The sequence below is a fragment of the Citrobacter sp. HN-141 genome, assembly GCF_033341895.1.
In the GTDB taxonomy this organism is placed as follows: Bacteria; Pseudomonadota; Gammaproteobacteria; order Enterobacterales; family Enterobacteriaceae; genus Citrobacter.
The window spans coordinates 1-25222 of sequence record NZ_JAWPBF010000033.1 but is presented as its reverse complement, the minus strand read 5'-3'; the positions used below and the strand labels follow the sequence as shown (position 1 = coordinate 25222).

The following is a 25222-nucleotide window of genomic DNA, read 5'->3' as shown; positions in this document are numbered from 1 at the left end:
AACTGGGGGTGATGTTCCACTACGGAAAGCTGAATATGGCGTTCTGAGCCTTCCCACCATGATCGGGGAAGACCCATATGCATACAGTATAAGGGGCGGTGAAATTTCTGCAAGTGATGGGGGGATAGCCGGTCAGAACGTCCCCGAAAACAAACCGCCCCCGGTTTCAGGAAGGGCGAACTGACCGGCAGAGGCAGTGTAACACCGCATGTCACAAAGGCAGCACTGACGTCGTCAGTGCTTTTTTTACCCGTCCTCCCGGACGCTGAAGGGCAGTTTCACCCGTGCAGCTAAAGGGGCGGTAAGTCCGGGTGTGCACATCGTCATTTTCTCCTGTGATGCCTTTCTCCTGCGTATCAGCTTCCGGTAATCGTCCCCCGTCACAACCTGGACAGCAAGGGTAAATGGCACGCTGCGCGCCCTTGCTGACCAGAACGACTCCGGGCAGGCCGAACCGTCAGGCGATACGAAGACGAAATTCACACTGACGGAGAAACAGCCATGACGATGAACCTGCACACTCAGACAACCGCCCCTAAAGCTTCACAGGCGACCAGCGTATCCCCGCTGGAGCAGTCAGGCTCCTCAAAAACGAAATTTTCCAGGGGCAAAAGCAAAGCCCGTGCTGGCGCAGTCAAAACAGACCTTTACCAGACAGTAACGGACAGCATCATTGCAGCCCTGGAAAGCGGCGTTAAGCCGTGGGTGTGTCCGTGGGTTCGCAACGGCGCAGCGGTGGGATTACCGGCCAACTTCAGCACCGGCACGACATACAGCGGAATTAATATCATGCTGCTGTGGTGTAGTGCGGCAAAACAGGGTTTTCAGGACGAGCGCTGGCTGACCTACAAACAGGCGCAGGAGCTGGGCGGCCAGGTTCGTAAAGGTGAACACGGCACGACGGCCATCTTTTACAAGACGCTGGAGAAAGAGGACGAGGACGGGGAAATCGAAAAAATCCCGATGCTGAAAGCCTTTACCGTGTTTAACGTGGAGCAAATCGACGGCCTGAGCATCGAGAGCGTGCCGCAGCCGGTTGCCGGTTTCGATCCGCTGCCGCAGGCGGAAGCACTCATGACCCGGAGCGGGGCAAAAATCACCGAGCAGGGCGTAAAGGCGTTCTATCGTCCGGCCACCGATGAAATCGTCCTGCCGGAGCGGTTCCGCTTCGCGGACGCGGCGAACTTCTACGCCACCGGCCTGCATGAGCTGGTTCACTGGACGGGTGCAGCGTCCCGCCTCAATCGTGAAAAAGGCAATAAGTTTGGCTCTGAGGCGTATGCGTTTGAGGAACTGATCGCCGAGCTGGGCAGCGCGTTTCTGTTGGCGGATTTGGGGATTACGGGAGAGGTGCAGCATGAAAGCTATATCGCGTCCTGGCTGAAAGCGCTGAAGGGAGACAAGCGCTACATCTTTAAAGCGGCGGCAGCGGCCTCAAAAGCGCACCGCTGGCTGATGGACTGCTGACAGCTGGAGCCCTGCGGTGCAGGGCTTCAGAATTTTTGAAAGAGAGAGAATCAGGGAGGGAATTATATAAGTCACTGTTTTTTAGAATTCTGTAACGCGGCCGGCCTCAGCTGCAGGACGTCCTGCAGCTGAGGCCGGCACGGAAAAATAAACCGGACAGATTCAAAAAAAATGAACCCTTTTTCAGGCGGTAGCCGTTACGTATCCGGGATACGTAACGGCGCGATGTCTTACGTAAAAAATGACGTAACGGCTTTCGCCGCCGCAGCTAAAGGGGCGGTAAGTCCGGGTGTGCACATCGTCATTTTCTCCTGTGATGCCTTTCTCCTGCGTATCAGCTTCCGGTAATCGTCCCCCGTCACAACCTGGACAGCAAGGGTAAATGGCACGCTGCGCGCCCTTGCTGACCAGAACGACTCCGGGCAGGCCGAACCGTCAGGCGATACGAAGACGAAATTCACACTGACGGAGAAACGACCATGACGATGAACCTGCACACCCCGACAACCGCCCCTAAAGCTGCACCGGCGACCAGCGTATCCCCGCTGGAGCAGTCAGGCTCCCCAAAAACGAAATTTCCTGAAATCAAAACCGTCAAAACGGCGGTGGTTAAACTGATCAGCGACATCGAGGGCAACCTCGATCAGCGTCTGGTATATCGCGAGGCCGTAGAGGGATTGTGCCAGGAGGCGGCCAACCGGATAACCCAGTGCATGCATTCACGCAGTACAGGGCAGACGCTACGTGATCTCCGCGAGCTGCTGTCGGTGACGCTGGACACCATTATCGTGGTGGAGTTTGAAGGGGAGCAGACCCGTCTCAACTATGGCGGACGTTCAGCAGAAGACGTGATCGCCATGCTGAAAGCGCTGCATCTTGAAGGACGCAAAGCCTGGCTGGAAGTGGAGTAAAAAAAAAGCCCCGTCCGCAGACGGGGCTGATTCAGTACAGGGCATTCAGCGGGATGCCCTCATCCCACAGGCGGTTAAATTCTCGCTGGTACGCCTCCGCCAGCTGCGGCGCATCCTCGATCAGCAGCACGTTTTCCGCGTTGCGCGAAACGGCGCTTGCCGTGTAGTTAAACGACCCGGTCTGGACGTTTTTGCCGTCGATCACCATAAACTTGTTGTGCATGATGGCGTAACGGCCGTTAAGGTGCACCGGCACGCCCTGGTTTATCAGATACGTCACGGCGGTGTAGCGGTCGCTGTTCGCCTTTTCGTCGGCCACCACGCGCACGGCCACGCCGCGCCGGTTAGCACCGGCGAGCGCCGTCGCGACCGGCTTACTGGTGAAGCTGTAGGCCGCGACGTCAATGCTCTGCCTGGCGTTGTTTATGGCGCCGAGCACGATTTCAAGAGCAGGGCGCCCGTCAGACGGCGAAAAACCCGCCGTCAGGACGGGCGCGGCGGTGGCGAACGCGGGCACGCAGAGGGCGGCGGCCAGCACCAGAAGGGTGGTTTTACGCATAGTTGTCCAGCTCCAGGTTTTTCAGTTCATCGAGGGTGTAAAAGCGGAAAACGTCGCGGTGTTTTGCCTCCAGTTGCACATGCTGGTTTTTCACGATCACGCTGGCGATGCTGTCGAAAATAATCTTCAGGGCGCGCTTTTTCGCCTCGTCCGGGGCGACGTAAAACGCGTACCGCCATTTTTTATCGCTGATAGCCAGCAGGTGGCTCGCCATGATGGACTGATAGCGCGCCTTTGTTTTGATACGTCGTTCGGTTTCAACGGCGATCAGCCTGCCGTCCGGCAGGCTGATAAGCCCGTCGGGACGGTGTTTGACGCTGTACTGACTGAGGAACGTTGAACGGTCGCCGTTAATCCACCCTGTCGCGCCGTTCTTCTCCAGCGTAAGGCGCACTAGCTGGTTATCAAGGTGATGGTCGAGTGACCAGCCGGTCAGGCGGTAGGGTTCAAAGCGGGCGGGCATTATGTTGTCGTCCGCCGTGAGGATAACGGCCAGCCCGTCGGTGGTAATGCCCCACAGGGATATTCTCGACGCGCGGGATTCATGCACGTGCTTCTGAATCAGCCCCATTTTCTCCACCTTCTCCAACAACCGGTAGAGAGGGCGGTCAGATTTAAAATCAAAAAGCAGCTTTATGATTTGAAAATCGCTGTAGGTTTCCTCCTTGAGAAAATTCAGCAGTACGCGAATTTTTTCAGTGCTGCGTGCATAACGTTCCTGATACGACGAAATAAGCATAGAAACTCCTTATTTTATAAATCCAGCAACGAATGTATTTCGTCATTTGGAGCGGGCTGTGATGCCATCAGCCACTCCTCGTCAGGTTGCACCGGCGGAGTGGGTATTGGCGTTGCTGAGGGTTTTTTGGTGGTTGTTGCGCTGACCGGAATAATGTCAGGTGCCGGAACTGCCGGAGCCGTTTTATCAAAATCCAGATCCAGCACCGGTTTAACTTCTGCCACCGTAGCGACTGCGACCGGCGGCAGGGTAAACAGCTCCAGTGGGGCTTTTTTAACCTTGAGCGGTGAGATTAACGACGGGAACGCGAGCGCGTTCTGGCTGAAGATATAGCTGACGAACTTCGGCAGGTTCTGGAGCATATTGCTGTCGATGTAATAGCTTTCCGCCTGCCGAAGCATGCGCTCGTTATCGACTTTTTCTGTCAGCACCGCCGTGGTGGTGACTTTCCGGCTTTCATCATCGACTAAAATCGTGCCCGACATGCGCGCAATCCATTCGGCGGTGTCTGGATCCTGAAGTTTATATACCAGCTTAAACTTGCAGTTTTCCACAACCGCCCCAACCACGGCGTCGCCGTTTAAATCCGCCGGACAGTCGCGCAGGTCGGCAATTGACTGGTGCGCCATTAATATATGGACGCCTTTATCGCGTGCCGCGCCTAACCCTTCGAGCGCCGGTTTGGACAGGTGATATTTCACCTCGTCCTTAAAGATGGCGATGGGGCGGATATTCCCCGCGACGCGGTCGCGCAATTCCGCGAGCTGGAACAGGCGAACTAAAATCATGCGCTGCGCGGTAATGATTTTAGAGTTACGCATCGAACCGATGATATAGCAGCAGCCGCCCTTGTCGAAAATCTCCTTCAGCGCAAAACCGCCTGGCGCGTTAATGCTGTTGAGCATTGCCAGCTCCTCGGTTTTACCGTGAAAGGCTTTAATCGTCTCGCCAATGCCCTGAACATAATCGCCGTTATAAATATCCCGCACGGTTGCGCCCGGATTATCCTTCACGAACTGCGCCGCCGTTCTCGCCGCCTTGCGGTCGTCGATACGGTAAAAATCCGCCGCCTCGCCTTTTTCCGCCAGACTGAAACCGGCCACGAATAATTCCTCCAGATGGTCGGCGGTGATACCGTCGATAAGGTTCATCTGGTATTCCTGTTTATTCAGGTCGATAAGCACAAAGGGTTTTCCGGCGTCCGCGCACGCTTTTTTATACAGGTGCGGTGCCCACTCGTCGTTTTTGGGGTCGAGAACAAAAACGCCCTCGTCGGCGAGGATGCTCTGATAAAGCAGAATACCGGTTACGACGCCTTTACCGGCACCAGTGGTGCCGATAATGTCGGCGTGCTGGGTCTGCCATTCTTTTAACGGAATATATTGCGGCTCACCCTCGCGGCTCAGCCCGATAAAAATCCCCTTATTCAGATCGATGTAATCCATCGGATCGTATTCTGTGGTGACGGGTAAAATTTCTTTTACCCGGCGAACGTCGGTTCTGCGGTCGCGCTCCATGCTGGTTTTTTTCACCATGCCGCATTTGACCTTATCAAATTCAGGCGAGATCAAACGCCGTAAAACCACGTGCAGAATAAAACCGGCGACGGTAAACAGTAGCGCCATTGTCCAGGTAAGCAGCGGCGGACTGGCGATATCTTCCCGGCCATAAATGCGCTGTAAAAACCAGACGGCCACTGGCGCTATCGAGCCGAAAACAAAACAGATCATGGAAAGCAGAATTAAGATCCTTTGCAGAAACGTCGGCTTTTCCTGACCGCCGTGTTTCGCAGAAAATATAAAAGGCAGCATGACGCCGGACAGCAGCGCTAACGCCAGTTGATGCGCCTGCAAAAAGGCGATAAAGGCCAGGACGGCATTTGCTATCGGCGACAGCAAATGATTCAGTTTGTCGAATATCACGATATTCTCCTTCACTTAAATTCGGTCAGCACCATCGGTCAGTCAGAACGGTCACAGGTTGTGATCGTTCTGACTGACCGATTCCATGCTGCAAAAGAAGTGGCCGCTAAGCGGCCATGATCGCAGGAGGTACACTCCCGCGATCTAACGGCGTGCGGCATTACGCGCGGGCTGGACGCCCTTACTGCATGTCGCATGGGGGTAATGTCCTGGCTGAACGCCCGGCCAAAACCCCCAAGGTCAAAAGAGGCCACACCGTCGCGCGCTACGCGCGACCACCCCCTAAAAGACGCCTGTTTTAGCCCTTTTCTTCGCCTTGTTCGTTCCTCACAAGACGAATTAAAGGGAAACTAGGCTTTTTAGGGGGTGGTCGCGCCACGCTACCGGCTTTTGGCCGGAGACTTAGGCACGACGGTGTGGGGGGCAAGCCCCCCAAATAAACCGACGCGTGGGCGCGTCTTTTTGCTCGCTGGGGCGGCAAAATTTATTCGGCCCCCCCCGGCTTTTTTCGGCTCACTTGGGGTGAGCGCTCAAAAAGTGGAATCGGCGACGCAAATTAGCAATTTCTTCGAAATTGAATTTACTCGCCTCCTGCCACTTCGCAGACTCAGGCGGCCTGTCGATTAGCAATTTTTTCAAAATTGAATCGCCATGCTCGCCAGTCTTCGAAGCCCGAAAAGCCAGGTCAAAACCGACCCTGTGCCGTTGTTAGTCGGTGGTAATAAGGAAGGATTCAAGAGGTTTTCCGGCGTCAAGTTCTTGCTGAATTACAACCGGCACGCGTCCGACGCCTGACCATTTTTTATGCACGCCGTTTTCAAAATACTGATATTTAGCTTTGCGTTTTGCCGACTTTTTGGCGGGAGTTGTACTAACCAGCTCTGTCGGTGAAAAGCCCTCCGATTCAATCAGCGCCAGCAATTCATTGCGCTTTTCTTCCCGCTGTCGGCGTAGCTTTTCCTGCTCGATATGCTCTGCGCGTTTTTCATCAAGCGCTGCTGAAATACGTGCACTCAGCATCTCCAGAAAGGCAAAATCACTTTCACGTAAAAACTTTTTCAGCGCGCGCTCTGAGGTTAATTCGTCCTGGATACGGTTCATAATTTCAGCTCCTTCGGCATAGATACGTTCAATCCTTTCAGCGGATCGCGTGGTGGATATTCAAAACCGAGTTCCCCGGTTTGCGCGTTTTTCAGCGTGACGATCATCGAATAGGTGTCGTCGTTTTTCTTCGATTTAAAACCTTTAATAACGTCGGTTTTGCCCTTGCCGATTAACTTCTCGGCCTGTTTTTCCGTCAGCTTTTTGCCGCGCACTTCCAGCCATATTTTGAACTGACAGCCCGTACAGGCGCAGGTTTTCGGCGTCATAACCAGCTCAGAACCGCACGACGGACATTTAACCGCGAGGCGGTTAAGCGCCGTTTTAACGGGATGTTTTTCCGTCGCGCTGATGGCAATATCGGCGCTCTCAACCAGGCGGGAAACTTCCGCGTAAAGACCATCAATAAAGCGCTCGATGGTCATTTCGCCGGTTTCAACCGCCGCCTGTTTTTCAGCCCATACGGCGGTCATATCCGGCTGCGTCACCGAGTCGGGCAGGGCATCAATTAACGCCAGCCCGGCGGCAGTTGGGATAAATTTGCCCTTTTCCACGGTGATGTAATCGCGGGTTTTCAGCGTCTCAATAATAGCCGCGCGGGTCGCCGGTGTGCCGATGCCGCCGTGTTCATCTTTTTTGTCTTTATCCTTCTCCTTGAGCAATTTTTTAATGCGCGGATCGGCGACAAAATCGGCCACGCGAACGAGGGCAGCGAGCAGGGTCGCCTCGGTAAACAGCGGCAGCGGTTTAGTTTTTTTCTCCGAAATCACCACCTCGCGGCAGGTTAATGTCGCCCCGGTTTGCAGGCGGCTGATGGCCTCAAACGAGGTGCTGTTTTCGTCCTCCTCGTCGTCTTCTTCCGCGTCGTTCAGGAACGTCGTAAAACCCGCATCGGTGATTTTACGCGCCGAGACTTTAAACATCTCGTCACCGCATTTAATCTCCGCGATCGACTCGTCATAGCGCTTTTTCGCCACGAACTGCGCGAGATAAAACTGCGCGATGGTGAGATAAACCGCCTTTTCCTTGTCGGTAAGGCGGCTTAAATCCGGCATGTTCGTCGTCGGGATAATGGCGGTGTGGGCGGTGACTTTTTTACTGTCAAACGCCGCACTTTTTTGCGCCGTGTCGGTGGTAAGGCCGTTAAAAACGTCGAGCGTTTTTAAGGCCGCCACCACCTGTGGCGCGTCGTTGAATTGTTCATCGGACAGATAAGAACAGTCAGAGCGGTTGTAGGTAATGTATTTACTGTCCTTGAGCTTCTGCGTGATATCGAGCGTCTGCTGCGCGGTCAGTTTGTGCCTGCGGTTCATATACACCTGGAGGCGCAGCAGGTTAAACGGCAGCGGTGCGGCCGTGGTTTTTCCCCGGTCGGTGGCGGCCGCGAGCACGCTGGCCGGTTTTCCGGCCAGAGCCCTCGCGAGTCCTTCCCCCCAGGCCTTATCCGTCAGCCGCTTTTTATCGTCCACCGGCGCGTATTCGGACGTCTGCCAGCGGGCGCAGACAACGTCCGTACCGCTGATAAACTGCCCTGCGAGCTGGTAGTAAAACGCCTCGCTGTGCGCCTGATTGTCGCGCCACCGGCGCACAATCATTCCCAGCACCGGCGTCTGGACGCGGCCAACCGAAATCGTGCCCTTATAGCCCTTATCGCGGGCTTTGAGGGTGTAACAGCGGCTCATACTGAAGCCAAAAATCGCGTCTCCTGCGCTGCGCATCAGGGCTTTCAGGTACATCCCACGAAAATCGCTGTTATCGCGCAGGGAGTTGATGGCTTTTTTCACCGCTGGCGCGGTGTTGTCGTTAATAAGCGCCCGTTTCACCGGCGCGGTGTTTCCGGCGAACTCCAGCACCTCGTCAACCAGGAGCTGCCCCTCGTCGTCCGGGTCGCCGCAGTGGACAACCATTTTGATATCCGGGCGCCGAATCAGCTTCACCAGGGTATTAGCCTGCTTTGCCACGCTCGCTTTTGGCTGAAGCTGTACCGGGTACAGCTTCAGCGGCAGGGTGTCGAGCGACCAGGTGGCGTAGGCCGGGTTGATCGTCTCCGGGGGCACCATTTCCAGCACGTGGCCGACGCAGTAGCTCACGATATCGGTCGCCGATTCGGCATAGCCGTCGTGCCGGGTGAAGTTGCCGCCCAGCGCTTTCGCGATATCGCTCGCGACTGCGGGTTTTTCTGCAATCCACAGTCTCATTCTTGATCTCTCCTGATTTCATCCATCGTTTCGAAGTACATCATTCGACTTTCCTGAAAGTCGTTATCAGACAGACTAAAGCCATGATCCGCCGCTACTGTCATGAACGTCTCAGCATCACGGACGCTGAGACTGGTCAGAACATCGTGCAATTCGCACAGGGCGCGATATTGGTAGATTTCGTAATGCAGGCCGCAGCCGCGATGCGCTTCTTTCTCGATGCGAGAAATCAGGCTCGCGGCACTAACGGAATCACCACGCACATGCGGCCACGGCGGGGCTATAAATCCGGTTTTTGTTGCCATTGGAGTGCATCCTTATCGTTGAGTTTTTCCCATTCCGCCGCCTCGTCGTCGCTCAGCGGAACGGTGTAAAAGAAGACCGGCATACTGAGCACGGAGCGGAAGAACGACTGACGTTCTGCTGGTAATGCCTGGAAGGTCGGCGAGTGCTGCGCGGCGAGCTGGACGAGTTCGGACGTGTTGGCCTGAAAATGATCCTGTTTCTGGCTGATTTCCGACAAAACGAGCAGCACCGTCTGCAAATCACCTGCAGGAAGCTCCTCATCTTTCAGCAGCCCGGAAAAGTTATTAATAGAAACGGTTTGATTAATCACGTGGTGTCTCCTTTACGGCTGCCGTTTTACCAACCGTTCATACGGCCAAATTTCGAGATGATCTTGCCGACAATGGCGCTGTCAGCGGACGGGCAGGCGCTCAGTTTTTTCTGCCGCGCTGCGGCGGTGTGATCGGGTAAAAACGACCCCTTTTTTTTCTTTTTGATGCTCATGAAATTTTTGTACATCGGGTCACACTCGGCGGGACTGCTGCCGTCGAGCTTTCCGGCCAGGCACAGCACCATCGCGCACGGGTCATTCGGGTCGGCATTCTGGCCATCGGCGGCGAACGCCGGAGAAGTAAGGGCGCACAGCAGCGCCGCCGTGATTACGGTGTGTTTCATGATGATTTCCTCTGAAGGGAAGCAGGGCGCTAACGCCCGTTGGTTGTTCAACGTCGGTGACGGTCTGAAGGACTCAGACCGTCGCCGCCGTTATCGGTAGAAGACGATTTCTGAGGTGTCGCAGGTCAGGCAGCCGGAGCGGGGGCGAAACTCCACCACACCCTTGTAGCCGCCCTCGCGGAGCCAGGTTTTGGCCGCAAAGAAGCGCTGGCCGTCCGGGGCATTTACTACCGCGCGCGAGGCGTGCGCAACCGCGTACCACTGTGCGGCCGGGTAAATCCCGCCGGGTTCAAAACGCGTAAGCACCTGCGACCAGTGCCCTTCCGTCACCGGCGAGGCCACGATAAGACGGTTGGGTTCCCATACCGGCCGGGTGGTCGTTACCGGCTGCGCCGGTTGTGACCAGTCAACGGCCGCAGGCTCCGGTGGCGAAGAACAGCCCGCCAGGAGGACGACGATCGCCGTCAGGCCGGTCAGTTTAGGCAGCATCATTGAAACTCTCCTTCATAGCCTGCATGTGCAGGGGTTTAAAATAGACGTCGCTCATGCGGCGCACGTTGCCGTGAACGTCCACGCTCACAATGACGTCGACGCAGTGCAGTACCTTGCGCAGCAGCACGTCAACCGGCATGCCCCGGCACGCCGGATGCTCGTAGCAGCGGTCAATCAGCCCGGAGATACACTCGCGCGGGCTGCCCGCGTGCAGGGAGGACATAAACCCCTCGTGCCCGGACTCAATCAGCTTGAGTGCGTCCCACGCCTCGCGGCCACGCACCTCGGCGAGCAGGGGGCGGTCGGGGTTCATACGGTAAATCGCGCGCACCAGGCGATCAGAGGTGACTATTGCGCCCTCTCCGGCGTCCGCCGGGTAGAACAGATGAACGTAGTTTTTCTGGCTGTAAAACTTCAGCTCCGGGTTGTCCTCGATGGTGATAAGGCGCAGCGTCTCGGGAATGTAGTGCAGCAGCATCTTCATGTAGGTGGTTTTCCCAGAGCCTGTTTCCCCCACCACAAAGAGCGTTTTGCCGTACTCCACGCACTTTTCCATAAAAAGCGGGATATTCCCGGACAGGTATATGCGGCTCAGCTCCCCGTCTTTTGATTCCACCTTTTCTGTACCCTGCACCCGGTCATAAAACCCGGCATCGATATACGACTGATGGGTGCGCTGGAAGTAGTCCGGCTTACGCAGGGTGATTGAGATGGTGTTACGCTCACAGGCCGGGGGCACCACTATCTGGCAGCGTTCTCCTGTAGGGAGCGTGGCCGAGAGGATAGGCGACGTTTCATCAATGGTGTCGTTGTTCCACACGGCCAGCGCCCTGGCAAAGGACGAGCACTGGCGCAGCGTGACCGGCGAGGCGTGCATTTCCCACGCCCCGTTGATTTTTGTGTGCAGCTCTCCGGGGCGGTTGATGGCAATTTCCGTCAGCCCCTCCCGGCTCAGGTAGTCCCCGAACAACAGATCGCGCAGGTGTGACAGCGCGACGTTGCCCTCTGACGGGGTATCAGTCAGTTTATCGTCCATCGCTTACCTCATGCGCAGTCTGTAGACGTCTGAAAAATCAATGTCCGCCCCCGTGACCAGGCCAATCACGTCACCCTGGTTGAGGTACATCGTCGGCGGGATGTTGATGCTGTTTTCCAGGAGCGTTTTTGCCATTTCCGCCGTGGCCGCGCGGGTGTTCTCCGTGTAGTCCGTGTTGCGATCCTTGCCCGGCGACGAGCCGGAGGCCGCAGCGGCAAAGTCCTGTACCGTGCCGAGCAGGAGGGTATTACCTATCCGCTCCAGCCAGTGATTGTCTATCCAGCCCGCGACGCCGTTCTCGCCAAGCGCCCCCACGGCCTGGCTGTCAACCATCGGAATAACCAGGCGGCCGGGTTCCGGCGTGCGCAGCTCGGTGATGGCGAGGAACAGACGCCCCTGCCCGTTTTTCAGCGTGCCGGTGCGGTACAGGCCGCGCGCCTCAGTGCCTGCCGGGATAAGGCGCACGGCGTTGCTGGCGCTGTAAATGTCCTCGCTGATAAGGCAGTTAAAGCGCCCGCCCACGTCCGATACAAAGCGCTGCATCATCGCGCAGGGGATATGCCGGTCGGCCGGAATGTACAAATCCGGATCGAGGCCGAGCCGCTTCACGCCGGTAATGCGCGCCAGCCCGTTATCCTGCGACTGCCCGGCGGGTGTTGCAGAGCCTGGCGCGGACGCGCTGCCCGCAGGTGATACGTTACTGCTGGACGTGCTTTTCGGGGCGCTGCTTGCAGTGGTTGGGGCGCTGTCTGCCAGGGCGCTGACCTTGTCAAACGTCAGGGGGGGCGGTGATGCCTGCGGCGGCGCGGCGGTATCAGTCGGAGTAGTCTTCTCCTGGCCGGTTGTGTCTGCCAGCTGTCCCAGCGGGTTCAGATCCCGTCCGAGGTTATTGCGCTCGCGGGCGGGGGAGGTGGCGTGCGATTCCGGTTCATGGCTCGCGCTTTTTCCGCTGCCGTCACCCTTCAGTTTCGCCATCAGGTAATCCCCGCCGGTGGCGATAATGACCAGTAACACCAGGCTGATGGCGGCCAGCACGAGCGAGCGGCGGCTGCGGCGCTTCGCGTGCTGCACCACCTGTGGCTGTCCGGGTGGCACCGCGCCTGCGGCGGGTTTATCGCCGTCAATCTCTGCCCGCGCCCGCTCGCGGGCTTCCGCCTCCAGTTCGGCGGCGGTTTTAATGTCTTCCTGTTCGTTCATCATTTGCTCTCCAGTTTCACATCCGGTGAGACGGTGCTGCCGTTCGCCACGGTGACTTTCCCGTAACTGCCGTTTTCAATCCCCACGACCTGGCTGCCGTAGCGCAGCACAAAGCGTGGAGAAAGAGAGCGCAGTACCATCACCCGGTAGTTACCCTCGGTGCTGAAGGTCGGGGTGATCACCTGCTCGCTGCCGCCGACGATGACGGTCGGCGACGGGATCAGCTTCTGCGGTGAAAAGCCGAGATAGGTAAACCGGCCGTCGTCATACGCAAAATCCGGGGTGATCGACTCCGAACCTGCCGCCACCCTGCGGGTGTAGTTCCAGTTGCGCGGCGCAGTGGATTTCTTCAGGGCAAACTGAATGCGTTCTTTCTCCTGCGCGGCCTGAAGCTCCTGCTGACGGGCGAGGCGGGCTGCGTCGTTCTGCCTGCGGGTATCGTCGGGGTAGCTGAAGCGCACCACAAAGGCCAGATTTCCCGCCTCGCGATCGTTATCGATCACGTTCAGCATCAGGCTGTAGTCGCGCTTTGTGGTGGTCACAAACAGGTTGGTCTGCCAGTCCTGCTGCGTGGGGGTGAAAATCTTCTGGACGGTTTTGCCGTCCGCATCCGTTACCGGCTGCTTCACCGGCGCGGGGCTAATCCCCACGCGGTTACGGTCGGGTGTGATCGTCCAGCCCTGCGGAAAACCAGCGGTGGCGGTGATCACCTCCTCGTCGGCGTCAAAAACCAGCGTCGTGATGTAACCCGCCCGCGTGTTAATCACTGTCGTGTTCTGGCTGTTGTAGGGGATGTTCTGCATGCGGCTGTCATAGGCGCTGCCGCGCGGTGTCGCCGCACCCCATGCTGACGCTGCGGTCAGCAGGAGGGCACACATCAGTACCTTATTCATCGCTTTTCTCCTTAAACCGCTGGTAACTGGTGACGATGAAGCCGAACGGGTTCACCTCGCGCTCGGAGGCCGTCATTTTCTTCTGCGGGAAATAGCGGTAGGTCATGCGCACCGTCCAGTAATCATACGTTTCGGTGTTGTCCTTGACCTTTCGAATGGTGCGCTTGATGCGCAGCATCTCCACCATGCTGGAGCCGGTGCCCTCTGACGGTACGTTGGAGAGGACTTCCACCGTGACTACATAGGCCGCCTGCTGAAACACAGCGTCCGGCGCGTCCGGGCTGTTAAACCAGTCGAGGTATTCCTTGTTGACCTCGTCGCTGTTGAACATCTGCGTCTCTCTGTAGTCCTGCTGAAGGGCGAAATAGTTGTACCCCTCGCGGCGCTTCACGTAGGACGCAGTCTGCGAGAGATTGAGCACCTCGGAGGTGTCCAGCTTGTCCTCGCCGACGGTGGTGACGCGCTCGATGCGCCCGGTCTGACGGTCGAGCGTGTACAGCTCCACGGTGGTGGTTTTGAGCGGTAGCAGCAGGATAAGGGCGGCAAGGGCGAAGACGAGCAGCAGACCGGCGAGCGCCGCCACGATCCAGCCCGCCTTTTTCATGCGCATATCCCGCTCAAGAATGGCGTTCTCAAACGAGCGCGAGTCGCTCAGGGCTTTGGCGGTAAGTTCAGACATGGGGGGTTAACTCCTGAATAATGGCCGGGGAATTGACCGGCTCCGGGTTGCCCGACACGGGCGGAAGTTGGGTGTTTCGCTGTGCGCAGCCTGCAAGCAGGCACAGCATCAGCAGCGTGATGCCGTATTTCATGGTGTTTTTCCTGTGGTAAAGACGTGACGAAGCCGCAGGACGCCGTTGCGGCGTCCCGCAGTTCAGTCAGACTGGGTTATCTCTGGTAGCGTTCCTGCATCCGCTGAACGGCGGCGCGGCTGCGGCTGCGCGCATCGCCGGTGGCGCGGGAGGCCGTGGAGGCAGACGAGGCCGTTGCGCTGCCGGTGCTGTTAAGGTTCTGTGAGGCTTTATCCCCCACCGCACCGGCTGCGGAGGAGGCGGATTGACGGGCTGAACCTACTCCCGACGCGGCAAGTGCCTGAGCGGCACCCTGTGCGGATGCACCGGCAAGCGCCTCGGCCAGCTTATAGGTCAGGACCATCACGGCGGCGGCACCCGCCGTGCCGAGGAAGACCTGAACGGCCAGAGTCAGGTAGTTGGCATCGGATGCTTTTGTGGCGCCCGCCAGGATGTAGTCCAGGTAATCCATTACCACCGTCAGGGCGATGCCGCTGAACAGGGATGTAAGGATGCAGCCCAGAATAATTCTGAGCCAGTTGCTGAACATATCCCGGAACCACGACCACATCAGGCAGTAGATAAAGATCGGGGCGGTCGCCAGCATCAGCAGCATCACCAGTTCGGCTATCAGGTTAATGATGGCCGTGATGCCTACCAGTAACATGACGCCTGCCCAGACCAGAAACTGCGCCAGAGTGCCTTTTAGAGCGACATAGGTTGAATCATCATAAGAGTAAAGCTTCTCCCCAAGTGCTTGAGCCTTTTCCCAGACGGTATCCAGCCGCGCCCAGATCGACGCGTCGCCGCTGAATCCGTCCCGCAGGCCGGTGATGGCATCCGAAACCAGATCGAGATAGCCTCCGGCGTTGGTGACGAAAATCATGATGATGAGCATCCGGCTCACGTCCCACACGATCTCCTCGAAGGGGCGGACTAGCTTGCCTGCCATCGTCTGGTAGGCGCGCCACGTGATGTACAGCGAGAGCACCGCGACGGAGAACAGGTGTGCCATCCACCCCCCCGTATCGGCGGCCACGCTGGTGAGCACGCTGTCAAACCCCTCCATGATGTGGCTGTTTAATCCGACGAATATTCCACTCATGGTGCGTTCTCCTGTCGCTAATTCAGGTCAGCAATAGGCTCTTGCACGCGAGCTTTATCAAGGTCTTTCAGGATTTGCTTATATCCTTCGGCAACATCAGGTTTAGCTTTTTCACGGTGAAGGGCGGAGCGTGCATTCTGGCAATCGGTGGGCACAAAATTATGATTAAAAATGCACTCCCTGTATTTCGCCAGCATGTCGTCATGGTGTGCCATATACCAGTCTACGGAGGTTTTATCCTCGCAGCCAGTAAGCGCGGCCACTGAGGCCAGAACAATAAAGGTCAGTGTCTTCAGTTTCATGGGGTCACCTGTTAGTTAAGGTCTGCGATTGGAGCTGTGCGCATTTGCTCGGCCTGCGCCTTTCGGCGTTGTTCGGCAAGCAGCTGGTTGCGCATCTCACTTTGTTTGACCGACATTTCCCATTGAGTGGTCAGGGCGTTCAGCTGGATACTCCGCGCGGACACTACGTTCGCCAGATCCTGCGATTCTTTACTGTCCTTCGCATTCTCGATGCGACTGGCGAGATTACTAATATCGCTCAGCGTGTCGGAAATTTTTTCCTGGATGTCAGAAGTGTCCTCGACGGACACCGCCTGATTGAGGAGCATCTGTTTGCAGCTATCCCGGTACGCCTCGCTGGCGTTCTCCGGGCAGTTGTCGAACAGTTTGTATTTGTCATACAGCCTGTTTAGTTCCCCAGCATAAGACCCGCCTGAGCCGGTTAACAGATCGTTTAAGGAAATCCCCCTGTTTTTCAGATTTTTAATGTCAGCCGTCAGGTTTTTTGCCTGATTCAGGAATGCCTGGACGTCCCGAATACCGGTGGCCGTTGCCAGCTGTTGTTTATAAGCGTTCATCTGCGACTGATAATGTTGAACCGTCTGCTGCCACTGCTGGAGCTTCTCCGCCCACTGCTGGATGTTGCTGGCGTTGGCTACTTCATCAAAAACGGGAATACCGGCCTGAGCCGGGACGTGAAAGAGACACAAGGCGACGGTCAGCGCCGTCAGGGTGGTTTTCAGTTTCATGGTGTTATCCTTTTGTGATTAAACGGCACGTCTCAGCATTTCGTCTTTCCAGTCTTCCGGCTTCATACCCTCCTGCCAGATCTCGTCAAAAATTTTCAGGTTGTCCGCACTGGCGCTGAGCAGCTTCGTGTAGCGACCTAGCCCGGAGAGGTCGAGGGTGATTTGTGCGATATACGGGCGCACGTCACCACGCCGCAGCGGAGATTTCATGATCACCATCTGGCGGGCGTAGGGGTCGAGGGTGGTCACGATGTCGTAAACCGCTTTCGGCACCCGCAGCATGTCCACGTAGTCGTACTCCTTCGCCTGCTGGTTCGCCATGAAGATGCGGGTACTACACTGCTCGATAATGGCCGCCGAGATCTCGTGCTTGCACATCTCCTCCGGCGACTGCGTGGCCGGGAAGAAAATGCCGTTGAGCTTTCGAATGACCTTCAGCATGTCGAGGGCGAATTTTGAAAACTCCGGGTCCTGAAGCCATTTCCAGAATTCATCCATGAAAATGACCAGGCGGCGGCCATCGAGGAGGCTGGTCACGCGGTAGAGCAGGTAGAAGGTGAGCGGGCTGCGCACGTCTTTGTCGTTCAGGAACTCCGTGCCGTCGATGCCGAAATTATCAATATTGTCGATATCAAAGGTGTCCACGTCATTATCAAACACCCAGCCAAACTCCCCGCCCTGCGCCCACTGCTGGAGACGGATGCGCAGCCCGTTCATCCGTGCGTCCTTCGTCGGGGCTTCATGCAGCACTTCCAGCATGCGGGTGATGCCGTTGCGACGAAGCTCAGGCGGGTAGTCCAGCATGATGGTGTCCACTGCCTCGCTGAGGCGTTCTTCATCGCGCGGGTCGAGCGGTTTGCCGTCCCTTGTGCACATCATTCGCATCAGCTTCTTGAGGAAGTTGCGGTTACGTTTCGTTGGAGCGAGCGCAAACGGGTTAAGGCCGGTCTTCTCGCCTGAACGGAAACGGAAGTACGAGCCGCCCTGGAGGCGTATCGACATTTCCGCCGAACGGTCTTTATCAAAGACCACCGAGGTGAAGCGCTTTTTCGTCGCCCCCGGCGCAAACGACTCAGGACGCCGGTATTTCTGCATCAGATGCTGGAACATCATCAGCAGGGTCGATTTCCCCGTCCCGGTACTGCCGAGCAGCATGGTGTTACCCGGCGGCTTCTCGCTGAACTCGTCAACATCGGCCTGGCTGTTGTGCAGATTCACGTACTGACATCCCCCGGACGGGGTCGGAACAACGGCAATCGCCTCCCCCCAGGCATTCCCGTCCCGCTTGTGCGGGTGAAAGTTGTGAAACGACACCATTTCGGCGTAGTTGAGGCTGCTCACCGGCACCAGACGCGGGCGCAGGTGATACACACCCGGCAACTGCGCGAGATACGCCGCCGACAGCGACTCGCGGGACAGGGTCATGATGAAACCGAGATCCTTCAGGGTATCCGCCAGGGTGTTGGTGTCCCGGATAACCTGCTCGCTGGTTGGGGCGCTGACAATAAGCGTCTGGTGATATTTCCCGAATGAAATAATGCCGGACTGAAGCATGTCGCGGGCGACCTTCAGGTCTTCCTGCTGGGAGATCGCATCATCCTCGGCAGACTTCAGGCGTTTCTCGATGGTGCGGATGCAGCCCCGCGCTTCATCCTTACCCATGCAGGTATAGGACTGCGTGAACAGGTACCGGCAGCGGGCATAAAGAAGCGAGTCATACAGCCCGGTGATGGTTTCAGTGCTGTAATCCTTGATTTCCAGCCCGCGAAAGTAGCTCTGGCCGTCGGTGTGGCTGACCTGGCCAATGTCGGTGGAAGGGAAAATATCCGTGCCGCCCAGCACGTCATAAAACGGCGTGCGGGTGACGCGGACTTTCTGCCACCTGCCGGTGATCAGAAAGTTGTAAAACGCCAGCTGGGAGGAGAACACGTGCCCGTTCTCCTCATAAGTGCCAAGCGGCCGCGCCGCGTAGCGTGACAGCGCCGTGCCAATCGCTTGCCGGTGCTCCTGCATCACCTGCAGGGCATTGTCGAGCAGGGTTTTACGTTCGCCCAGGGACTTCTGTTTCATGGTCGCCCGCTCAATGCCGGTGTGCGGATTGAAGCAGACGGTGAAGAAGAGGCGACGCTGGTAGAAAGGTTTGCCCTCGCGGGAGGCGTAAAACAGACGCGCGATTTCATCTGAAAACGGAATCCCGGATTCACATTCAAGCGTGTCGGTAAATTCGTCGCTCACCAGATGGGTATAGAAGGTAACGGGTAGCCCCTCAAAGGAGCGGATAACGTTGTTGAGCTGCATGTCCAGGGTGGCGAGGTAATGTTCATCCTCGCATTCAAAAATGATACCGCCGATCTCCCAGGTGCTGACAAAGTCACCTTTTTTGTTCTTCACCACCTGCTCGTGCAGGTGGGAAGACCAGGGGAGATAGCGGGACAGCGGGATACTCTCGTTGAGCCGCATATGTTTTATAAACTCCGTAACGTCTATGGCGTCGTACTGGTTTGCGACAAGCGCCTTTGTCCCGAAATGCCGGGTCGCCGCGCGGTTGCCACGCGTTTTAAACGCCAGCAACTTCAGGTCAAAGAAATGAATGTCCTCTTTTGCCAGCCGTCTCAGCTCGATAAAGGCAGGTATGAGAAGCAGGAGAAGCCAGTAAAAACGTGACCAGACGGCCGCCAGGGTAAGGATGCACAGGGTGAACAGCAGGGGGACAAGCGGGACCCCCCACAGCGCCGCCGGTCGGGTCAGCGCCTTGTTGAGGATGGTCATGCTGCCTCCTTAGGCGGCGAAGTAGGCACCGAACCCGGACGCCCCGGCGAGCAGGACACCCGCCCAGAACACGCGCTGGAGATCGTGCCAGGCCTTGCCGTCAACAAGCATCTTGTAGGCGATAAAGGCCACCGCACAGCTGATAGTGACGACTGACATACCAGTTAGGCCGAGGAAGACCCAGTTAATGGCGTCACTGCCTTTCTGAAATGCCTGGTCAGCGCTGGCCGCCATTGCTGGAACAGCAGACAGGGCGGAAAATGCGGCAATCAGGCGGGTTGCAGCGGTTTTGATAGTACGTAAAGTCATGATCTCTTCCTTAATCAGAAGACACAGCGAGGCCGCCGCGCACGACATGTGGCGGATAAGCAGCGATGCTGGTCGGGGTGGTGTCGGGTGCCGGAATTACGCCGCGTATGACGCTATCCGGGTAAACAGTGTTGTCGGACGGGACGGCAGGCGCTTCCCCGGATGAGGGAGATGCTGTCTGCTGTTCTGCCCGCGTTGAGGGCACAACGTAGCCAATACGCTGTACGTAGCTTGTGTTGCCGAACGCGCTTTCCGGGCGCTGGCCGGTTTCAAAGTTGCCTGAGTAATAGCAGCTCAGGGCGCGCTGTAATGTTCCTCCTCGTTGATAGCAGTCGGTGATGATTTTCGCGGCAACAGTCATGTTGTCACAGGGGTTAAACATGGATTCGGCGCTTACGCCGAACTGCGGGAAGTTGGTGCTGGTTATCTGCATCAGCCCTACTGAATAACGGTGCTTTTTCTGCTTTATGGCCTCCACAATTTTTAGCGCCTCGTCTTTCGACGAAGGCAGATGAGAAATCACGCGGCTCCTGCCGCCCTTTACCGGGACAATCTCAGCGATGGCATATGGATTTAAGCCGGATTCGGTGCGGGTGATGTCGTGGATGGTATCGGGGTGAACGGCGGGAGCACACTGCATTGCGAGCTGAAACAACGCGGCAGTGGTTAACATAGTCAGTCCTTTCTGTAGAGCAGTACCTTACCGGTGGCACAGTCCGGGTTGATAAATAACTGAATGTCGCCCTGGCTGTTAGCTTGGGCAACACCGATTTTTGTAAGCGTCATTGCCAGCCGATCACCCTTCACCGAATACACGTTGTGCGTGTACTCGGTCATGGGGGTGAATACGGCTTCAAGCAGTGAGGCCGGAGCAGGCGTGATGTCAGGCATTACATTTCCTATTTTCCAGCAGTGAGGTGATTGCATCGATACGTCGCAGCCTGTCGGCAATAAGTACGGATACATCGGATTTTTTGAGTCCCTGCGCTTTCACAGTCAGGGTAGTGATTTCTGCCCGCAGGGCTGCCCGTTCAATTAGCAATTCTCGGACGTTATCCGGCAGCTCCCTGAGCGACCAGGTGCCATTAATGGCACGCGTGATACGGTCACGGGAGGAGCGTAGCGGCGGCTTGCCGAGAGTTGAATAAGGATTCTGACGCAGCGCCTTACGGCGGACGGTTTGCATGCTCATGGCTGTTTCTCCTGGGTATGAGTAAGCCACCCGCGTGCGGTGCACAGTGGGAGACAGGGAAGGATTAAACGGGAGGCTTAACGATACAGAGGAGTGAGAGTGTTACCCATTACAGGCGCGGCACGTCATCTCTTTACGCAGTCACAGAAAACACCTCCTTATCCTGACCGGGGAACGCCGCTGCTAGGTTATTAAAGAGCTAATGATTTGATTAATACAATAGTGCTTATAAGTTGGGTATTCAATAAAATTATAACTTATAGTATCGATTTAAGAATGATTCCAATTTTTAGGACTTTTTCAGCTGTGTAAAATGTTGGAGATGTTTGAAAAAATTGAAAAAAAATACTGGCAGGATAAAATCAAGAAAATCTCCAAATTCAGAGTAATAAAAATGCAAGATCTCGATGATGCAAAAGTGATAGAGGTACTGGCGAAGGTATTGACCAAAAAAGGTATTTCCAAGGTAAAGCACAATAGTTACATAAGTAAGGTGCTACAGATCACTACATCAGCGGGCTATAAGAAGTTGAATGGTGCGACCAAGTGGGAGGTTCAGCAACTCATAAAAGTAGTCCAATCCGTTGGCATGGATATGATTGAGTTTTTCCGTATTTATTATGAGGATAATAAAGAAATTCAAGATGCGATCTGGAACGATGGCCGCAGTGAACACTCTTGTAAGGTATGCCTCTATCCTGAAGGTTCGGAAGTAAACACAGAATACTCAGCACTGAAAGTAGCTGACCAATGGAACATTTTTCCGACAAATGATTTAAAAGATGAACTGCTTTATGAATCAAAACGAAGCATAGAAAGTATTGTCATAAATCCAAAGGTAATTAGCAGCACTAAGTATCGAATTGCACTACTTGATGACGATGCTAATATCACCGAAAGCTTAAAAGAAATCCTTTCGAACGATTATTATCAAGTAGATACTTATGATAACTTGAAAAAACTTACTCAAGCTGTCGCAACAAATCCGTATGACGCATATGTTTTGGACTGGATCATCGGTGATGAAACAAGCTTTAAGTTGGTTAAAGCTATAAGGTCGTCAAAAAATAAAAATGCAATGATAATCGTTCTTACAGGTCAACTATCTGGTATAAAAGATGATGAAATTGTAAAGTCAATTCATGATTATGACATTGTGGGACCATACGAAAAGCCGATTAAATCAGGCATCATCAAATCTAACATTGAAAAATATTTCGCCAGATAGATTATGAGAAATTTACTTGAATATTCCGGTAGCTTGATAAGTAACGATAGTTTGATCGTAGCACCTTACGATTATCAGAAGCTAAGCTATGAAAATATTTTACCATTAAACAATGGTCTTATAAAAAACTGGAATATACAAAAATTCTCAAGTGATTACTCTGAAATAGAACACCTAAATGTGATCAATGGCATGGGAGTGACATTAGGTGATTCTATCGTCGGGATTTCTGTGCTGTCAGCAATCAAAAAAAAGAATCCCAAGATTAAAATTAAGCTTATTCGACCGGAGACTGCACCGTCATATGTTGAGGAACTGTATGAATTAGCATCCTCGGTTATAGATGAGCTTCATTACATGCCTTTTCATATTCAGAAATTGCCTTGTACTGCATTGAATATTGATGTGGGAAATCAGCTATATTCTCCAGATTTCCATATTATGGAAATGCATGATTATTTTATCCAAGGTCTTGGCGTGAAACTTGATGATGTTAACCATAATGAGCTATCTAATAAATGGTTAGGCAATATTGATCTCGGAGCGCCAGTTTTTGAAAACTACACACTTTTTGCACCTATTGCTAGCACAAAAATAAGAAGTATACCGTCGAAGTTCTATTATGACATAGTTGATATGCTTTCTAGGCGCGAAGGAAAAACGGTACTAGGTTTCGTGGATGTGAATCATAAAAATTATATTAACATATCAAAGTATTCACCCCATACGAAAGATTTCATAGCGCTAATTAAGTATGCTAGCAACGTTTATACTTGTGACTCCTCTGCATTGCATATAGCCGCTGGATTTGGTGTACCTACTGAATGCGTGTTTAATACAATACCGCCAGAATTAAGAACAAAGTATTACAGTAAGTGTAAGTCGATTTATGTTGGGAATAAAAGATTAGAAAAAATTCAGAGTAGTGAAGATTTCCAACTGGTTAAAATGGTGGAAAATAATTACAGGGAGTATCTTTATGGTTAAAATAATATCATTCTTATCCCTAATGCTTTTGTCAATTAGTGCATATAGCAATATTGGGGATATAGTTATAGATGGTTCAATCGCTAATGCTAACAGTGATAAAGGTTATGTGATTACTGAAAAGCAGTTTGATTCGTTCCCACGGGATACCATCGTAACGACAACACCTTGGACGCCAACCGGTAAAAAAGTAAAATTCAAGGGCGTCGACCTAAGTTATGTTTTAAAACTCGCTGGCGCTAATGGAGCAAAGCTAAAATTCCATGCTCTGAATGATTATGAAATCATTGTAGACATGAATGACGTTGAAAAATATAACATTTTATTGGCTACAGAAATGGATGGAAAAAGGCTTCAAATAAGGGATTTTGGACCTTATTTTTTGGTATATCCTTTAGATGAACATTATATTGAGCTTAACACGCCACACTATCTTGCACGGTTCATTTGGCAGATAGACAAAATTACGGTGCTCAAATGAAAAAAAATTTCTTTATCATTTTGGTTGCTCTGCTTTTGTTGATAGCATTCACTGTGTCTAGTGTTGTTAAGTACACCAGTCTTTTATCGGAGAAAAATTTATACACCGTCGCTGGCACCCAAGAAAACTACGGTTTCTCAGTGGCAAAATTCATTATACAGTTGAATGAGCTTTACACGCTAATCAATAGCGATAATACTATTGACGATGTTAGGCTTAAATTCGATATCCTTTATTCTCGTTTGAATGTTATTTATGTAAAGAGTGAGGCGACTGCACCTCTATATAAACAGCAAGGCTATGAAGAAACAATTGATTCGATAAACAAAAAGCTTGAAGACATAGACGGGCTGCTTTCGCATAATCACCCTGATTATAAAAAAATAAGTACAATCATAGCTGATATAAAACCGCTAACTAAAACCGTTACAAATCTTGCTGATATGGCTGAAATAGCACAAAGGAATGACGCTCTTAAAGATTTCAGGAGCAAACGTCAGCAGTTATGGACTCTGCTTTTTATTACAGGTGGGTTGATTTCCTTACTTCTTTTTGTCCTATTTATTTACATAAGTAAAATTAACCGATTGTTACTATCAGAACGGGCTGCTTTTGCCAGTAAAAATGCATTTTTAGGTATGGTAGGCCATGAACTCAGAACATCTTTACAGGCAATAGTGTCTATCATTGATGTCGTAACCAATAATCTGAGTGGAGGGATTAAATCTGGTCAGATAGAACGACTTGAAACTGCTGTTTCGAAAATGGAGCGCCAGTTAAATGATTTGGCTGAATTTGCAAAAATTGACAACGGATCTGTAGAGATAAAAAACACCTATAATAGCTTGCAAGCAATTGTTACTAACGCTGTGCAGGATTGCATTGCTATTTATGAAAAAAAGGATGTCACAGTTAAAATAAAAAACAATAATGATGCAGTGATTTTTACAGATGCTCTACGCCTTAATCAAGTAATTGAAAACTTAACCAGTAACGCTATTAAGTACACTGAGCGCGGGGAAGTTAATGTAGATTACTTTATAGAAAAAGGTAAGGTATTAAATATTGTCATTTCTGATACCGGAAAGGGAATCCCTAAAGACAAACTAAAGTTCATATTTAAACCATTTACACGAGTTGTAGATTCGAAATCCACTGTACCTGGATTTGGGATGGGACTTGCTATTGTTGCAGGGATAATCAGACTATTAAAAGGTACTATTCATATATCTAGTGAAGTAAATGTAGGTACAACTGTTACAGTGAGAATACCTATCAAGTTGGGAGATAGCAGCCTTGCAACAGCTGAGGTATCTGCTTCAGCTCCCGGAGATGTCTTCGGCGTTCTTAGCTTGCTTGTTATTGATGATAATGAAATGGCCTGTTCGTCTCTTTCCAGTCTGCTTACTAATGCTGGATACATTGTCGAGGCTACAACCTCGCCTGAACGAGCCCTGGAAAAGCTTCTGCGTAAACCTTATGACGTTGTCCTGAGTGATTTACAAATGCCAGGCATGACAGGTGATGAGCTGTATGCAACTGTTAGTAGCAGTCAGAATCCTAATCGATCCACGCCTTTCATATTCATCAGCGCATACAGTGATGCACACTCTATCGGACAGGCTCCTTTGTTAACTAAACCTGTCAGGTTAAAAGATATAAACCTTAAAATACATGAGGTTATGTCAAATCAAGGACGAGTCAAAAGTGAGTAGGCATTGTCGTAATATTTGCGATTATAGCTTTGGTGTTCTCGATCGTTGCGAATTTTGAAAATTTGTGGAGTCAAATGGCGCCGAAAGCCCGGCGTAGCCGGTTACCTGGCTATAAACTCTGCCACCCTACCCCCTGCCCT

Annotated in this window: 30 protein-coding genes; 8 read left to right on the top strand and 22 right to left on the bottom strand. The window is 53.4% G+C overall.

Going from position 1 to position 25222, the window contains the following annotated elements; genetic code table 11:
• The 4 genes from RYZ59_RS23830 to RYZ59_RS23815 all read left to right on the top strand — a co-directional run.
• A partial coding sequence (locus RYZ59_RS23830) for a hypothetical protein (protein ID WP_213192970.1) occupies positions 1-184 on the top strand: 184 nt, incomplete at its 5' end.
• A 317-nt stretch (positions 185-501) separates the two neighbouring features.
• Complete coding sequence (locus RYZ59_RS23825; protein ID WP_000178515.1) at positions 502-1467, top strand: ArdC family protein; 966 nt, start codon at positions 502-504, stop codon at positions 1465-1467.
• Positions 1468-1638: 171 nt separating this feature from the next.
• Positions 1639-1815, top strand: coding sequence for a hypothetical protein (locus RYZ59_RS23820; RefSeq protein WP_013438824.1), 177 nt, complete (start codon positions 1639-1641; stop codon positions 1813-1815).
• Between the two features lie 131 nt (positions 1816-1946).
• Positions 1947-2378: a hypothetical protein gene (locus RYZ59_RS23815; RefSeq protein ID WP_001531161.1), complete on the top strand. Its 432-nt coding sequence runs from the start codon at positions 1947-1949 to the stop codon at positions 2376-2378.
• 31 nt (positions 2379-2409) lie between these two features.
• Here the strand turns inward: RYZ59_RS23815 and RYZ59_RS23810 are convergent, their stop codons facing one another.
• The 22 genes from RYZ59_RS23810 to RYZ59_RS23705 all read right to left on the bottom strand — a co-directional run bounded on the left by RYZ59_RS23810 (position 2410) and on the right by RYZ59_RS23705 (position 20671).
• Positions 2410-2937, bottom strand: a complete 528-nt coding sequence (locus tag RYZ59_RS23810) for a phospholipase D family protein (RefSeq protein ID WP_001232861.1) — start codon at positions 2935-2937, stop codon at positions 2410-2412.
• The gene (gene mobC / locus RYZ59_RS23805; protein WP_000909125.1) at positions 2930-3676 is read right to left on the bottom strand and encodes a MobC family replication-relaxation protein; all 747 of its coding nucleotides are present in this window, start codon (positions 3674-3676) and stop codon (positions 2930-2932) included. Before mobC ends, RYZ59_RS23810 begins: the two co-directional genes overlap by 8 nt.
• Positions 3677-3690: 14 nt before the next feature.
• Positions 3691-5598 carry a type IV secretory system conjugative DNA transfer family protein gene (locus tag RYZ59_RS23800; RefSeq protein WP_000575554.1) on the bottom strand — a complete coding sequence of 636 codons (1908 nt, stop codon included), beginning with the start codon at positions 5596-5598 and terminating at the stop codon, positions 3691-3693.
• A 708-nt stretch (positions 5599-6306) separates the two neighbouring features.
• On the bottom strand, positions 6307-6699 hold the full coding sequence (locus RYZ59_RS23795) for an H-NS family nucleoid-associated regulatory protein (protein ID WP_001079960.1): 393 nt from the start codon (positions 6697-6699) through the stop codon (positions 6307-6309).
• Positions 6696-8897 (bottom strand): type IA DNA topoisomerase, encoded by a 2202-nt coding sequence (locus RYZ59_RS23790; RefSeq protein ID WP_001241818.1) that lies wholly within the window; start codon positions 8895-8897, stop codon positions 6696-6698. The genes RYZ59_RS23795 and RYZ59_RS23790 overlap by 4 nt, the downstream gene beginning before the upstream one ends.
• Positions 8894-9202, bottom strand: a complete 309-nt coding sequence (locus tag RYZ59_RS23785; RefSeq protein WP_000212005.1) for a hypothetical protein — start codon at positions 9200-9202, stop codon at positions 8894-8896. The genes RYZ59_RS23790 and RYZ59_RS23785 overlap by 4 nt, the downstream gene beginning before the upstream one ends.
• Entirely contained in the window at positions 9178-9513 is a 336-nt protein-coding gene (locus tag RYZ59_RS23780; protein WP_000610141.1) for a hypothetical protein, read from the bottom strand. Before RYZ59_RS23780 ends, RYZ59_RS23785 begins: the two co-directional genes overlap by 25 nt.
• A gap of 26 nt (positions 9514-9539) precedes the next feature.
• Positions 9540-9857 (bottom strand): TrbM/KikA/MpfK family conjugal transfer protein, encoded by a 318-nt coding sequence (locus tag RYZ59_RS23775; protein ID WP_000683352.1) that lies wholly within the window; start codon positions 9855-9857, stop codon positions 9540-9542.
• A gap of 90 nt (positions 9858-9947) precedes the next feature.
• Positions 9948-10349: a cag pathogenicity island Cag12 family protein gene (locus tag RYZ59_RS23770; protein WP_000979494.1), complete on the bottom strand. Its 402-nt coding sequence runs from the start codon at positions 10347-10349 to the stop codon at positions 9948-9950.
• Positions 10336-11385: a P-type DNA transfer ATPase VirB11 gene (gene virB11 / locus RYZ59_RS23765; protein WP_000342114.1), complete on the bottom strand. Its 1050-nt coding sequence runs from the start codon at positions 11383-11385 to the stop codon at positions 10336-10338. The genes RYZ59_RS23770 and virB11 overlap by 14 nt, the downstream gene beginning before the upstream one ends.
• A 3-nt stretch (positions 11386-11388) precedes the next feature.
• Positions 11389-12585 (bottom strand): VirB10/TraB/TrbI family type IV secretion system protein, encoded by a 1197-nt coding sequence (virB10, locus tag RYZ59_RS23760; RefSeq protein WP_000980841.1) that lies wholly within the window; start codon positions 12583-12585, stop codon positions 11389-11391.
• The gene (gene virB9 / locus RYZ59_RS23755; RefSeq protein ID WP_001045307.1) at positions 12582-13475 is read right to left on the bottom strand and encodes a P-type conjugative transfer protein VirB9; all 894 of its coding nucleotides are present in this window, start codon (positions 13473-13475) and stop codon (positions 12582-12584) included. Before virB9 ends, virB10 begins: the two co-directional genes overlap by 4 nt.
• Positions 13468-14154: a virB8 family protein gene (locus RYZ59_RS23750; protein WP_001293055.1), complete on the bottom strand. Its 687-nt coding sequence runs from the start codon at positions 14152-14154 to the stop codon at positions 13468-13470. Before RYZ59_RS23750 ends, virB9 begins: the two co-directional genes overlap by 8 nt.
• The gene (locus RYZ59_RS23745) at positions 14147-14287 is read right to left on the bottom strand and encodes a hypothetical protein (protein WP_000873539.1); all 141 of its coding nucleotides are present in this window, start codon (positions 14285-14287) and stop codon (positions 14147-14149) included. The genes RYZ59_RS23750 and RYZ59_RS23745 overlap by 8 nt, the downstream gene beginning before the upstream one ends.
• 76 nt (positions 14288-14363) lie before the next feature.
• Positions 14364-15371: a type IV secretion system protein gene (locus tag RYZ59_RS23740; protein ID WP_000014166.1), complete on the bottom strand. Its 1008-nt coding sequence runs from the start codon at positions 15369-15371 to the stop codon at positions 14364-14366.
• A 17-nt stretch (positions 15372-15388) separates the two neighbouring features.
• The gene (locus tag RYZ59_RS23735) at positions 15389-15673 is read right to left on the bottom strand and encodes an EexN family lipoprotein (RefSeq protein ID WP_000769859.1); all 285 of its coding nucleotides are present in this window, start codon (positions 15671-15673) and stop codon (positions 15389-15391) included.
• Positions 15674-15684: 11 nt separating this feature from the next.
• On the bottom strand, positions 15685-16401 hold the full coding sequence (locus RYZ59_RS23730) for a type IV secretion system protein (protein WP_000770034.1): 717 nt from the start codon (positions 16399-16401) through the stop codon (positions 15685-15687).
• A gap of 18 nt (positions 16402-16419) precedes the next feature.
• The gene (locus RYZ59_RS23725; RefSeq protein ID WP_000153996.1) at positions 16420-19170 is read right to left on the bottom strand and encodes a VirB3 family type IV secretion system protein; all 2751 of its coding nucleotides are present in this window, start codon (positions 19168-19170) and stop codon (positions 16420-16422) included.
• A 9-nt stretch (positions 19171-19179) separates the two neighbouring features.
• Positions 19180-19479 carry a TrbC/VirB2 family protein gene (locus tag RYZ59_RS23720; protein ID WP_000175462.1) on the bottom strand — a complete coding sequence of 100 codons (300 nt, stop codon included), beginning with the start codon at positions 19477-19479 and terminating at the stop codon, positions 19180-19182.
• A 10-nt stretch (positions 19480-19489) separates the two neighbouring features.
• Positions 19490-20152 (bottom strand): lytic transglycosylase domain-containing protein, encoded by a 663-nt coding sequence (locus RYZ59_RS23715; protein ID WP_000958205.1) that lies wholly within the window; start codon positions 20150-20152, stop codon positions 19490-19492.
• A 2-nt stretch (positions 20153-20154) separates the two neighbouring features.
• Positions 20155-20370 (bottom strand): hypothetical protein, encoded by a 216-nt coding sequence (locus RYZ59_RS23710; RefSeq protein ID WP_001112907.1) that lies wholly within the window; start codon positions 20368-20370, stop codon positions 20155-20157.
• Positions 20363-20671 (bottom strand): hypothetical protein, encoded by a 309-nt coding sequence (locus tag RYZ59_RS23705; RefSeq protein ID WP_000062770.1) that lies wholly within the window; start codon positions 20669-20671, stop codon positions 20363-20365. The genes RYZ59_RS23710 and RYZ59_RS23705 overlap by 8 nt, the downstream gene beginning before the upstream one ends.
• A gap of 313 nt (positions 20672-20984) precedes the next feature.
• On the opposite strand from RYZ59_RS23705, the gene RYZ59_RS23700 reads away from it, so the two are divergent.
• From RYZ59_RS23700 to RYZ59_RS23685, 4 genes are read left to right on the top strand one after another with little or no spacing between them, the layout of a single operon-like run.
• Positions 20985-21899: a helix-turn-helix domain-containing protein gene (locus RYZ59_RS23700; protein ID WP_000891983.1), complete on the top strand. Its 915-nt coding sequence runs from the start codon at positions 20985-20987 to the stop codon at positions 21897-21899.
• Positions 21900-21902: 3 nt separating this feature from the next.
• Positions 21903-22886, top strand: a complete 984-nt coding sequence (locus RYZ59_RS23695; protein ID WP_001245143.1) for a hypothetical protein — start codon at positions 21903-21905, stop codon at positions 22884-22886.
• Complete coding sequence (locus RYZ59_RS23690; RefSeq protein ID WP_000238872.1) at positions 22879-23367, top strand: molybdopterin-dependent oxidoreductase; 489 nt, start codon at positions 22879-22881, stop codon at positions 23365-23367. Before RYZ59_RS23695 ends, RYZ59_RS23690 begins: the two co-directional genes overlap by 8 nt.
• Positions 23364-25082 (top strand): hybrid sensor histidine kinase/response regulator, encoded by a 1719-nt coding sequence (locus RYZ59_RS23685; RefSeq protein WP_000739198.1) that lies wholly within the window; start codon positions 23364-23366, stop codon positions 25080-25082. The genes RYZ59_RS23690 and RYZ59_RS23685 overlap by 4 nt, the downstream gene beginning before the upstream one ends.
• Positions 25083-25222: the final 140 nt, after the last annotated feature.

Excerpts from the sequence above, each read along its gene's own strand:
- RYZ59_RS23825 (WP_000178515.1), top strand. The coding sequence starts at position 502 with ATGACGATGAACCTGCACACTCAGACAACCGCCCCTAAAGCTTCACAG.
- RYZ59_RS23820 (WP_013438824.1), top strand. The coding sequence starts at position 1,639 with ATGAACCCTTTTTCAGGCGGTAGCCGTTACGTATCCGGGATACGTAAC.
- RYZ59_RS23815 (WP_001531161.1), top strand. The coding sequence starts at position 1,947 with ATGACGATGAACCTGCACACCCCGACAACCGCCCCTAAAGCTGCACCG.
- RYZ59_RS23810 (WP_001232861.1), bottom strand. The coding sequence starts at position 2,937 with ATGCGTAAAACCACCCTTCTGGTGCTGGCCGCCGCCCTCTGCGTGCCC.
- mobC (WP_000909125.1), bottom strand. The coding sequence starts at position 3,676 with ATGCTTATTTCGTCGTATCAGGAACGTTATGCACGCAGCACTGAAAAA.
- RYZ59_RS23795 (WP_001079960.1), bottom strand. The coding sequence starts at position 6,699 with ATGAACCGTATCCAGGACGAATTAACCTCAGAGCGCGCGCTGAAAAAG.
- RYZ59_RS23790 (WP_001241818.1), bottom strand. The coding sequence starts at position 8,897 with ATGAGACTGTGGATTGCAGAAAAACCCGCAGTCGCGAGCGATATCGCG.
- RYZ59_RS23785 (WP_000212005.1), bottom strand. The coding sequence starts at position 9,202 with ATGGCAACAAAAACCGGATTTATAGCCCCGCCGTGGCCGCATGTGCGT.
- RYZ59_RS23775 (WP_000683352.1), bottom strand. The coding sequence starts at position 9,857 with ATGAAACACACCGTAATCACGGCGGCGCTGCTGTGCGCCCTTACTTCT.
- RYZ59_RS23770 (WP_000979494.1), bottom strand. The coding sequence starts at position 10,349 with ATGATGCTGCCTAAACTGACCGGCCTGACGGCGATCGTCGTCCTCCTG.
- virB11 (WP_000342114.1), bottom strand. The coding sequence starts at position 11,385 with ATGGACGATAAACTGACTGATACCCCGTCAGAGGGCAACGTCGCGCTG.
- virB10 (WP_000980841.1), bottom strand. The coding sequence starts at position 12,585 with ATGATGAACGAACAGGAAGACATTAAAACCGCCGCCGAACTGGAGGCG.
- virB9 (WP_001045307.1), bottom strand. The coding sequence starts at position 13,475 with ATGAATAAGGTACTGATGTGTGCCCTCCTGCTGACCGCAGCGTCAGCA.
- RYZ59_RS23750 (WP_001293055.1), bottom strand. The coding sequence starts at position 14,154 with ATGTCTGAACTTACCGCCAAAGCCCTGAGCGACTCGCGCTCGTTTGAG.
- RYZ59_RS23745 (WP_000873539.1), bottom strand. The coding sequence starts at position 14,287 with ATGAAATACGGCATCACGCTGCTGATGCTGTGCCTGCTTGCAGGCTGC.
- RYZ59_RS23740 (WP_000014166.1), bottom strand. The coding sequence starts at position 15,371 with ATGAGTGGAATATTCGTCGGATTAAACAGCCACATCATGGAGGGGTTT.
- RYZ59_RS23735 (WP_000769859.1), bottom strand. The coding sequence starts at position 15,673 with ATGAAACTGAAGACACTGACCTTTATTGTTCTGGCCTCAGTGGCCGCG.
- RYZ59_RS23730 (WP_000770034.1), bottom strand. The coding sequence starts at position 16,401 with ATGAAACTGAAAACCACCCTGACGGCGCTGACCGTCGCCTTGTGTCTC.
- RYZ59_RS23725 (WP_000153996.1), bottom strand. The coding sequence starts at position 19,170 with ATGACCATCCTCAACAAGGCGCTGACCCGACCGGCGGCGCTGTGGGGG.
- RYZ59_RS23720 (WP_000175462.1), bottom strand. The coding sequence starts at position 19,479 with ATGACTTTACGTACTATCAAAACCGCTGCAACCCGCCTGATTGCCGCA.
- RYZ59_RS23715 (WP_000958205.1), bottom strand. The coding sequence starts at position 20,152 with ATGTTAACCACTGCCGCGTTGTTTCAGCTCGCAATGCAGTGTGCTCCC.
- RYZ59_RS23710 (WP_001112907.1), bottom strand. The coding sequence starts at position 20,370 with ATGCCTGACATCACGCCTGCTCCGGCCTCACTGCTTGAAGCCGTATTC.
- RYZ59_RS23705 (WP_000062770.1), bottom strand. The coding sequence starts at position 20,671 with ATGAGCATGCAAACCGTCCGCCGTAAGGCGCTGCGTCAGAATCCTTAT.
- RYZ59_RS23700 (WP_000891983.1), top strand. The coding sequence starts at position 20,985 with ATGTTGGAGATGTTTGAAAAAATTGAAAAAAAATACTGGCAGGATAAA.
- RYZ59_RS23695 (WP_001245143.1), top strand. The coding sequence starts at position 21,903 with ATGAGAAATTTACTTGAATATTCCGGTAGCTTGATAAGTAACGATAGT.
- RYZ59_RS23690 (WP_000238872.1), top strand. The coding sequence starts at position 22,879 with ATGGTTAAAATAATATCATTCTTATCCCTAATGCTTTTGTCAATTAGT.
- RYZ59_RS23685 (WP_000739198.1), top strand. The coding sequence starts at position 23,364 with ATGAAAAAAAATTTCTTTATCATTTTGGTTGCTCTGCTTTTGTTGATA.